General features: G+C 33.5%; 8 protein-coding genes. 3 read left to right on the forward strand and 5 right to left on the reverse strand.

Annotation, left to right across the window (positions count from 1 at the left end; translation table 11 throughout):
- Positions 1-584: 584 nt before the first annotated feature.
- The 5 genes from WBY99_RS05735 to mutY all read right to left on the reverse strand — a co-directional run bounded on the left by WBY99_RS05735 (position 585) and on the right by mutY (position 6,901).
- Positions 585-1,955, reverse strand: a complete 1,371-nt coding sequence (locus WBY99_RS05735; RefSeq protein WP_423975376.1) for a peptidylprolyl isomerase — start codon at positions 1,953-1,955, stop codon at positions 585-587.
- Positions 1,956-2,020: 65 nt separating this feature from the next.
- Positions 2,021-3,850 (reverse strand): peptidylprolyl isomerase, encoded by a 1,830-nt coding sequence (locus tag WBY99_RS05740; protein WP_423975377.1) that lies wholly within the window; start codon positions 3,848-3,850, stop codon positions 2,021-2,023.
- A gap of 104 nt (positions 3,851-3,954) precedes the next feature.
- Positions 3,955-4,875 (reverse strand): PfkB family carbohydrate kinase, encoded by a 921-nt coding sequence (locus tag WBY99_RS05745; protein WP_423975378.1) that lies wholly within the window; start codon positions 4,873-4,875, stop codon positions 3,955-3,957.
- A 198-nt stretch (positions 4,876-5,073) separates the two neighbouring features.
- On the reverse strand, positions 5,074-5,631 hold the full coding sequence (gldD, locus tag WBY99_RS05750) for a gliding motility lipoprotein GldD (RefSeq protein WP_423975379.1): 558 nt from the start codon (positions 5,629-5,631) through the stop codon (positions 5,074-5,076).
- A 238-nt stretch (positions 5,632-5,869) separates the two neighbouring features.
- Positions 5,870-6,901: an A/G-specific adenine glycosylase gene (gene mutY, locus WBY99_RS05755; protein WP_423975380.1), complete on the reverse strand. Its 1,032-nt coding sequence runs from the start codon at positions 6,899-6,901 to the stop codon at positions 5,870-5,872.
- A 47-nt stretch (positions 6,902-6,948) separates the two neighbouring features.
- On the opposite strand from mutY, the gene WBY99_RS05760 reads away from it, so the two are divergent.
- The 3 genes from WBY99_RS05760 to WBY99_RS05770 all read left to right on the forward strand — a co-directional run.
- Entirely contained in the window at positions 6,949-7,239 is a 291-nt protein-coding gene (locus WBY99_RS05760) for an HU family DNA-binding protein (protein WP_423975381.1), read from the forward strand.
- A gap of 341 nt (positions 7,240-7,580) precedes the next feature.
- Entirely contained in the window at positions 7,581-9,143 is a 1,563-nt protein-coding gene (locus WBY99_RS05765; protein WP_423975382.1) for an Rne/Rng family ribonuclease, read from the forward strand.
- Positions 9,144-9,369: 226 nt separating this feature from the next.
- Positions 9,370-9,594 (forward strand): hypothetical protein (locus tag WBY99_RS05770; protein WP_423975383.1); only part of this gene is annotated, 225 nt, incomplete at its 3' end.

Below are 9,594 nucleotides of genomic sequence, written 5' to 3' on the forward strand. Positions count from 1 at the left end.
ACCATAAATAAAGTGGAATACCTAAAAAGAATAATAAGAATATTGTTGTTGCATCTTTCGTTAGAAACCATTTAGTCAATTTGTTCATTCGTGTAATAAGTTGATTTTTTAGAATTTAAATAAAATACTTTTTATCAATATCTTATTTATATTTTTGAAATATCCTTTATAAAATGTTGTATAACTCTCAAATATACACAATATGAAGTTTTAGGCAACAATCTATTATAAATTTTCTCACTATTTATTTACTTTTATTTTCGGACAAAAAAACGTCCCATCTTTTGAGCACCGATTGACTCAATTTTTTATATTTTTATTTGAATCGTCGAAACTCGTTTCTTGTTTTGCAGCGACATCCTTTTTTGTTGGGCTCTTCGACTTCGCTCAGAGTCCATCAAAAAAGATATAGTGGAAAGTGAACTGAATTCGAAAGAAATGGAAATTTTGATGCTCCTAATATCGATATTGCTTTACTTGGTTCTTTGCAATAACTGCACGGTCACACCCCGACTTCGCTAAAGCGAAGACATCCCTCTAATAGAGTTGAATAAAAAAATCTCTGCGAGGGCAGAGATTTTAATTTATTTAGCAACTGTTTTGCGCCAGTCGGTTTTGAAGCTACAATCTTTGTATCGATCGTTGATGGAGATAAATACATTTGGTAATTTTTCTTTTACCCATTTTTCTACCATTTCATTTTTCTTTTTGTTGAGCGCCATTTGCTTAATTCTATTGTAGTCCGTAAAAATATCTAGTTTGTGCCCTGGGATTATATCATCGACTTTAATGATGGTCACTGTTTTTCTGTCTTGCGGTGCAGTATCTTGAAATACTTCGGTGATATCGCCTTTGTTATGACCAGCAATTTGATAAGAAATGGTTGGTGGAAGATTTAGTTTTTCAATTTTATCTGATCCGTCTTCTGCGGTGACAATTCCTGCATTGAACTTGGTTTGTTTGTCATCTGAAAATCGGAAAGCTGCATCTTTGAAACTCATTTTGCCATCGACAATTAAAGTTCTAATGCTGTCTAATTCTTTTTTTGCGGTATTGATTTCTTCGGCATTTGGCTCAGCTTTTAAGAGGATATGACGTGCATCATATTGCTTTCCGCTTTTCTTTACCAATTGAATGAGGTGGTAACCAAAATCAGATTCTACTGGATCTGACATTTCTCCTTCTTGTAAATTCAATGCTGCTGCTTCGAAAGGTTTTACCATTTTCCCTTTCGAGATGTTGGTGTACAATCCACCTTTTGCGGCAGATCCTGGATCGTCTGAATAGATTCTCGCTTGGCTTTCAAAAGATTCGCCGTTTAAAATATCTTGCTTTATTTTATTGAGTCGGGCAATAATTTCATCTTTATGAGCATTGGTCAATTTCGGATACATCACAATCTGAGAAAGCGAAACTTCATCTTTCACTTCTGGAAGTTGATATTGAAAAGTATTGAAAAAATCGGTTACTTCATTGGGAGTAACATCTGCTTTATCAGTGATTCTACCATATTTCATTTGTCCATAATAGTTATCACTATCGATTTTTTCAATGGCATTTTTCATCTCATAAGAGGTCCGGAATTTATAGGTAGCAAGCATTGCTTTCTCATCTGGAAACTGTCCTAAAATCTGAGCGTATTTTTGGTTTGCATTTTCTTTGATCACTGCTGAACGATTTTCAATCAAAGTATCTCTTTTGGCTTCATAGATCAAAAGTTTGTTATTGATGATACTTTCAACAAATTCGCATTTATCTGCAACATGGGCTCCTTGCTGTTTTGCAAAGTTTGCTTGATCTTCTATATCGGATTCCAAAATAATTTCATCACCTACGACTACTGCAATCCCGTCAACCAATTCTCCTTTTTTCAAGTGCGATTGTGCTTTGCCCAGAGTGCCGAAAAACACGAGCATTAAGCTAAAGAGCAGGCTGAATTTTACATTCTTGTTCATATCTATTTTTTATCGATTTGCAAAATTATCATTCTAAACGATATAACATGCATGTTTTATTATAATTATTTCTTAAAATTCTTTTCTAAATCCTTTAGGAATTCAGGTTGAACTACAATTTGGGTTTTGGCTTTTTGCTCAGCGATGATTTCATTCAGTTTTTTTTCATTCACTGCATCTTTCAATTCTTCGGTGGCTTCTTCCTGTGTCATTTGCGATGGTACAAGGATTTTATCAATTGCGATGATCAAAAATTTATCGCCCATTTTGGTTTCATGAACGCCAGTTTTAAAAGGAACTTTGTATTTGGTGAATACTTCTGCATCTTTCGACATTTCACCTTTTTCAAAATTCACCAATACTTGTTTCTTGTCATCAAGCTTTCCTGTGAATTTCCCTTTCAAAAACTCCCAACCTTTCACATTTTTTATTTCTTTAGCAATTTCTTTAGATAATTTCGTATCACCGAAGATGGCAACTCTACCTTCTGCTCTTTCGTCCCAAATGAATTTTGATTTATTCTGGTTATAATATTCGGTGAGCCATTCCGGATGTTTCGCAATTTCTTCGGTCAAATATTTAGAGAAAATATAATCAGAATAGAGTGATTTTTTCGCAGCTGTTAATTCTTCTTTTACATTTTTAATGTTGGTGAAGTTTTGGCTGTAAATTTTCAAAACATCTTGAGAATTGATATTATTAAGAGCTTCTGCCCAAACTGCTGGTGATAATTTCGCAGCATCGTCTTTTTTGTCACCGATCATTTCTTTGATAAATCCGGCGGTTACTTTTTCATTTTTATATTGATAAAGAATTTCGCTGTCTTTGGCAGCAACTAAATTTTGGTAGGATTTTTTAATATGTTGAAAAGCTGGAAATTCTTTATAAGAAGGATCGGTTTTCAAGTAAGCGGTCATTTTATCTTGTAAAATTTCAGCGTAAAGCGTGTTATTCATCTCTCTCAAGAAAAATGCTCTGTTTTTTTCTGTTAGTACATAAGGTTCAATATTATAAATATTAAAAACAAAATAACTATCGCCAAAGAGTAAAGGTTCTGGCGTGTAATATCCCGCTTTTTTTCCTTTGAACAATTCATAAACATTATCTGGTAAAGTTGGCGAACCCATGATTACGCCGCCATTATCTTTCTCATGCTCGTTGGCTCCATATAATTTTGCAACTTCGGGAAAGGTTTTTCCTTCTTTTAAATCCTTGTAAATTTTATCTTTTACCGAATCAGCATCGAAATCATTAGGAAAAGAAATTGTTCCAAAAATCATATAACCCAAACTTGGTCTGGAGTTCAGTACTTTGGCAAATCCGACGTAAGAAGGCGTATCGAAAAATTTGGTGAATGTATTATTCGGCAACATTTTAATCTCTGCATATATTTGATTATCAAGACTTCCCGGCTTAATGTAGATTGCTTTTGGATTCGCTTTTGTGTATTTCGAAATCGCATCTTCCATCGTTATCTTACCCGATTTCACATCGTTATAAACCTGCTGATAATTGGTGATATCACCCACCGTTTTTTCTAAGATAAAAACCTGCACTTCTTTTTCGGTTTGGTTATCTTTAACAAAATCATTTAAAACCGGATCAATCACCTGTGTTGGAAAAAAATATTTTCCTCTTAGTTCCCCTTCTTTTTCCGACATTCTTTCACGGAAATAAGTCAAAGTATCTGCTTTTTTATCGGCAGCAAATTGCTGGAACAAGTAGAAATTTTGTGTCGTATTAATGGTCTTCTGAACACCGGCATTTTCTAAGCCATATAAATTTTCTTTTTTGAATTGAGCCAACGAAATACTGTCTTTGCCCACAAGCATATATTGTGCAGAAATTCCACCGCCGAAAACCATCATCATCAATACACCGACTATTTTTTTCATATTTTTATCTGTCATTTTTTTGAAGATTAATCCAATTTTAAATTTTTCATTCTTAGGAATGAATTTGTTTTTCTCGCAATTCTGATTCTTTAATTGAAGGAAAGTTAAACGTTTACTTCGAAAGTAGTTAATTCTTTAAAGCTATTGATTCTTTCAATCATTTCACTTTCTGTAACTTCTTCTAAACGCTGAGTCCCGAATTTTTCTACCGTGAATGAAGCCATTGCAGAACCTACAATCAAGGCTGATTTCATGGTTTCGAAAGAGAAATCTTCTTTCTTCGCTAAGTAAGATGCAAAACCTCCTGCAAAAGTATCACCAGCTCCCGTTGGATCGTAAACCTCTTCTAAAGGCAACGCAGGAATTGCAAATATCTTTCCTTTATGGAATAATAACGCGCCGTGTTCTCCTTTTTTAATAATTACGAATTGTGGTCCCATTGCGTGAATTTTCTGAGCCGCTTTCACTAATGAATATTCACCGGAAAGCTGTCTTGCTTCTTCATCATTAATAGAGATTACATCGGTCTTCGCAATCATTTGCATTAAAATATCCAAAGCGGAATCCATCCAAAAATTCATGGTATCAAGAATAACCAATTTCGGACGGTTATGCATTTTTTCTAAAACAGAAAGCTGAACACCCGGATGAAGATTTCCTAATAATAAAATCTCGGCATCTTGCATTGACTCAGGAATTTTCGGATCGAAGTTTTCTAAAACGTTTACTTCAGTAACCAAAGTATCTCTAGAATTCAAATCGTTGTGGTATTTGCCACTCCAGAAAAAAGTTTTTCCTTCTTTGATGATTTCAATTCCCTCGATATTCACTCCTCTACCTGAAAGCATCTCTAAATCAGTTTGTGGGAAATCTCCACCCACTACAGAAACAATTCCAGATTCCACTCCCAAAACTGAAGAAGCAATACTGATATAGGTTGCAGCGCCACCCAAAATTTTATCTGTTTTTCCGAAAGGTGTTTCAATCGCATCGAACGCCACTGAACCAACAACTAATAATTTCATATTTAAATTTGTTTTATTTTTTTTATAAAATCTACCTTATAAAAGATATCATCTAATTTGTTTTATTTTTAACAGGATTATACTTTATCCTTTCCTAAATCGTCACTTTATGAATCAACTCCGTTTTATTAAAAAATACCTTATTTTTAAATATTACTCATTGCTCATTAATAATTGCTTATTGCCCATTATTCATGACTATTTTTTCCACTCAAAGGTTTCTATTAAACGAAGCATATCATTTTTAATATATTCTACCGCCGGTGCCAATGAATCTGGTTTTGGTCTGGAATTGAAATACAAATTTGCAGTCACATAATGTCGCATAGAATCGGTTACAAAAAATTGAAGATTCGACGCACTTTGACCTTTCAGTTCATAGAAGTTACCAAACACTTTATGGTCAGGAAAACTAAATGATTTCGTGTCTATTGAACTCGCTTTGATCGTATGTTCGTACACCATTTTCTCAGATTCTCTTACATGCAAATCAAAATCATTTTTGATGGGAAAATAGGTAATAAAAACTTTCGCTTTCATTTCCGGATATTCGATATAATACCAACACGGATTTTTGGCCTCTCTAACTTTGGCAAAATCAGAGTACTCAAAACTAAAATTACACGGAGAAGTGAATCTTTGATATTTCGGGGTGGGATATTCTAAACGAAGTTCACCAGAAGGTTTGGGCTGTGTTTCTTCAGAACATGAAAGCAAAACAAATCCTAAAAAAGTGAAAATGAGTTTTTTAAACATTGCGCAAAAATACGAATTAGTTTTAAATTTTTAATAAAGAAAAAAAATGCCTAATGACCAACTCAATATTATGCGTAAAAGCCACGGATTCAAGAATGAACATCAATCAAACACTTTACCTTCAATACGGAAAAAATTAAGGAAATATTGGTCACTAATATTTAAAGGAAATTTAAAAGAGGGTTCGGGAATTTCTACGGAAATTACAGTGCGTAAAATTCTTATAAAATTTCATGCTTCATATTTGATCAGCAAGATAATTTTCCAGCGGTTTTGGAAAAGATTTCTGGTGCGATTCTTCGAAGGTGATGATTGAAAAACCGTTTTGGTTAGCAAATTTGGTGAAAATATCTTCCGACTCCAATCTTATATGATTCATCTGAATCGTTAAGTTTTTGTGGGTGAGTTTATGTGCAATGGTTTTCTGCTTAATGACGAACCGCTCCCACTCTACCGGAATCTCTATCGGAAATTCGTAGAGCTTTTTCCAGATGAAATCGTCTTTTCTTTGTTTAATTAAAAACTGTCCATCGAATTCAATAAAAGAATAATGAAGTTCTAAATCAGTAGGTTTTACCTTTTTTGTTTTCACCGGAAAATTTGGAATTTTCCCTAAATTAAAAGCAAGACAATCTTTATTTAAAGGGCAATTTTCGCACAACGGATTTTTCGGCTTACAGATTTCAGAACCTAAATCCATCATGGCTTCATTGAAATGACCCGATTCATTTTCGGGCATCATTTTTAAAGCCAATTCAGAGAAATACTCAAACGCTTTGGAATTTGAAATATCAAAGTCATCGGCAAAAACTCTTGATAAAACCCGATAAAAATTACCATCAACCGCTGCGATTTTTTTACCGAAACAAATACTTGAAATTGCAGCAGCAGTGTATTTTCCTACCCCTTTTAATTGTAAAATTTCATTATAATCTTCAGGAAAAACACCCTTAAAATCATTCATAATCTGCAACGCCGCTTTATGAAGATTCAACGCACGGGAATAATACCCCAGCCCTTTCCAATACAGCAAAACCTCATCCGTTTCGGCAATTGCTAAAGTTTGAACATCTGGAAATCTTTCGATAAAATTGATATAATGATTAAGACCTTGTTCTATCCGGGTTTGCTGAAAAATTATTTCGCAAATCCAAATTTTATAGGGATCATTGGTTTTTCTAAATGGTAAATCTCTGCCATTGATTTTGTACCAATCCAGTAATTTCCTACCAACATGAAGAAAATCAGCATTTTGTTTTTTTGTTTTCAAAAATTCTTATTATATTTGCACACCAAAAATATAAATAAAAAAAGGAAATGACAAAGGCAGAATTGGTAAACACCATCTCAAATAAATTGGGAACTGAAAAGAATGAAACCCAGAAAATTATTGAAGCTTTTATGCAGGAGATAAGAACATCAATGTATAACGGAGATAATGTATATCTAAGAGGATTCGGTTCATTTATTATCAAAACCAGAGCAGCAAAAACAGGAAGAAACATTTCAAAAAATACCGCAATTGAAATCCCTGCTCATAATATCCCAGCCTTTAAACCTTCTAAAACTTTCGTAGAGAAAATCAAAACGAAAGTACCAGTTAAGTAATAAACTAAATAATAAATATAAGTTACAAACAAAAAAATTTAAATTATGCCAAGCGGAAAGAAAAGAAAGAGACACAAGGTTGCGACCCACAAAAGAAAGAAAAGAAGAAGAGCAAATAGACACAAGAAAAAATAATCTTTTGCGATTTACAATATAACAATATAGTTGGTGTTTTTACTATTTAAAATTACACCGGCTATATTTTTGTTTTTATCATACGGATGAAATTTAACCAGTATTGACAAAACAAAACCAAAAAATCATTAAAAAATTGAGCAATTAGAATTGATTTTTTTCAGAATTTCTAAGACCCTTAATATTTTAATCCCCTTATCAACAGAATGAAGAAAGAACTGATTATATCACATGAAGACGAGCAATCTAAGATTGCCTTGCTGGAAGACGGACGGCTTTTCGAGCTCCACGAGCAGGAGGACAAAAGTGAGTTCGTGGTCGGCGATTTATTTCTCGGTAAAGTAAAAAAACTCGCTCCCAATTTAAATGCGGCCTTCGTAAGTATTGGTTATGAGAAAGATGCATTTCTCCATTATCAGGATTTAGGTCCACAATATCTTACTTACAAAAAGTTCCTACAAGACACTGTTTCGAAAAGACAACACAATTCATCGCTCAAGAATTTCGAAATTCAAAAAGAAATTCATAAAAACGGAACCATCGATAAAGTTCTGGCAAAAGACGACAGCGTTATTCTGCAAATTACCAAAGAACCCATTTCGACAAAAGGACCGAGAATTTCTACCCAGATTTCTCTAACCGGAAGGTTTTTGGTCTTAATTCCGTTTGACAAAAGCGTTTCTATTTCCAAAAAAATCACCAATTCTGAGGAGAAAACAAGACTAAAAACTTTAATTGAAAGCATTAAACCAGAAGGTTTCGGTGTCATTATCAGAACGGTAGCGGAAGGAAAAAAAGTGGCTGAACTTCATAATGATATGAATCAACTGATTCAGAAATGGGAAACCGCTTTTAAAAATCTTCAGAAAAACAAAGTTCCGAGCAAAGTATTGAGTGAAGAAGATAAAGCTTCGGCAATTTTACGGGATAATTTTAATGCGGATTTCGTATCTATTATTTGCGATGATGAGCAGATGGTTGATGATATGCGAAATTACATCGAAGTCATCGCTCCGGAAAGAAAAAACATTGTTCAATTCTACGATAAACCAATTCCGTTGATGGAATATTATAACGTAGAAAAACAAATGAAACAGAGTTTTGGGAAACACGTGAATATCCCAAGTTCGAAAGGTGCTTATTTGGTCATTGAACATACAGAAGCACTCCATGTTATTGATGTAAACTCGGGGAATAACCTTTCGTCAGGAGCAGGTTCGTCAAACAAAGAACATGCTTTGACGGTGAATAAAATGGCAGCTACGGAAATCGCTCGTCAACTTCGATTGAGAGATATGGGCGGAATTATCGTAGTCGATTTTATTGACATGATTAATGCCGATCACCGAAGAGATTTATACGAACATTTCAAAGAAGAAATGAGTCGTGATAAAGCAAGACACAAGATTTTGCCACCGAGTAAATTTGGTTTAATTCAATTAACCCGACAAAGAACGAAACCTGAAAAAGTAATTAAAACCAAAGAAGACAATCCGAATGTTGATGGAGAAATTCTAGCACCGATTGTAGTGGTTGAGCGCATGGAAGAAGTTATCCGAAATTTAATTCAAACCGAAAAAGGTAAATTATTTTTGCATGTACATCCTTTCGTAGAAGCATATCTAACCAAAGGTTTAAGGAGCATTCAAATGAAATGGTACTTGAAATACAAAAAATGGGTAACGATTATCCCGAGAGATTCCTTTAAATATTTAGAATACAAAATGGTCAATTCCAAAAAAGAAGAATTGATGAGTTATTCAAATTAGGAATAAAAAAAGAATCGTACTAGAGCATATAACTTCCGAATATTTTCGGAAGTTTTTTTTGTTTTAAATTTAATTTTCTTAACCGCAAAAGGAACAACGAATTTAAGATAACGAGTATTGCAAAAGATTACAAAAATTTTAACTTAATATTGAGTACTATTCAGGATTTCGTAGGAAAAATATCGTTATATTTGAAAAAGCTAATCAATAATAAAAAAAAAACGATATGAAAACAAAATTCTTTCTTTTGCTCACACTCGTTTCTTTTTCAACAATTTGGGCACAAGGTTTTGACAAACTTCTTTATTCCAAAAAAGATAAACCCACCGTTCTAATTAACAAAAACATTATTGCGAATTCAGAAGTAATGCAAACAATTCCAGGCGATAAAATGGTGAGAGTAGAAGTTTTGAAATCTGCAAAAAAGAACTTGGATCAGTATGCACAAATC

The organism is Kaistella sp., assembly GCF_049588135.1.
GTDB lineage: Bacteria > Bacteroidota > Bacteroidia > Flavobacteriales > Weeksellaceae > Kaistella.

Coding starts and splice junctions, on each gene's coding strand:
- WBY99_RS05740 (WP_423975377.1), bottom strand. CDS start 3,850: ATGAAAAAAATAGTCGGTGTATTGATGATGATGGTTTTCGGCGGTGGA.
- WBY99_RS05745 (WP_423975378.1), bottom strand. CDS start 4,875: ATGAAATTATTAGTTGTTGGTTCAGTGGCGTTCGATGCGATTGAAACA.
- WBY99_RS05760 (WP_423975381.1), top strand. CDS start 6,949: ATGACAAAGGCAGAATTGGTAAACACCATCTCAAATAAATTGGGAACT.
- WBY99_RS05765 (WP_423975382.1), top strand. CDS start 7,581: ATGAAGAAAGAACTGATTATATCACATGAAGACGAGCAATCTAAGATT.
- gldD (WP_423975379.1), bottom strand. CDS start 5,631: ATGTTTAAAAAACTCATTTTCACTTTTTTAGGATTTGTTTTGCTTTCA.
- WBY99_RS05735 (WP_423975376.1), bottom strand. CDS start 1,955: ATGAACAAGAATGTAAAATTCAGCCTGCTCTTTAGCTTAATGCTCGTG.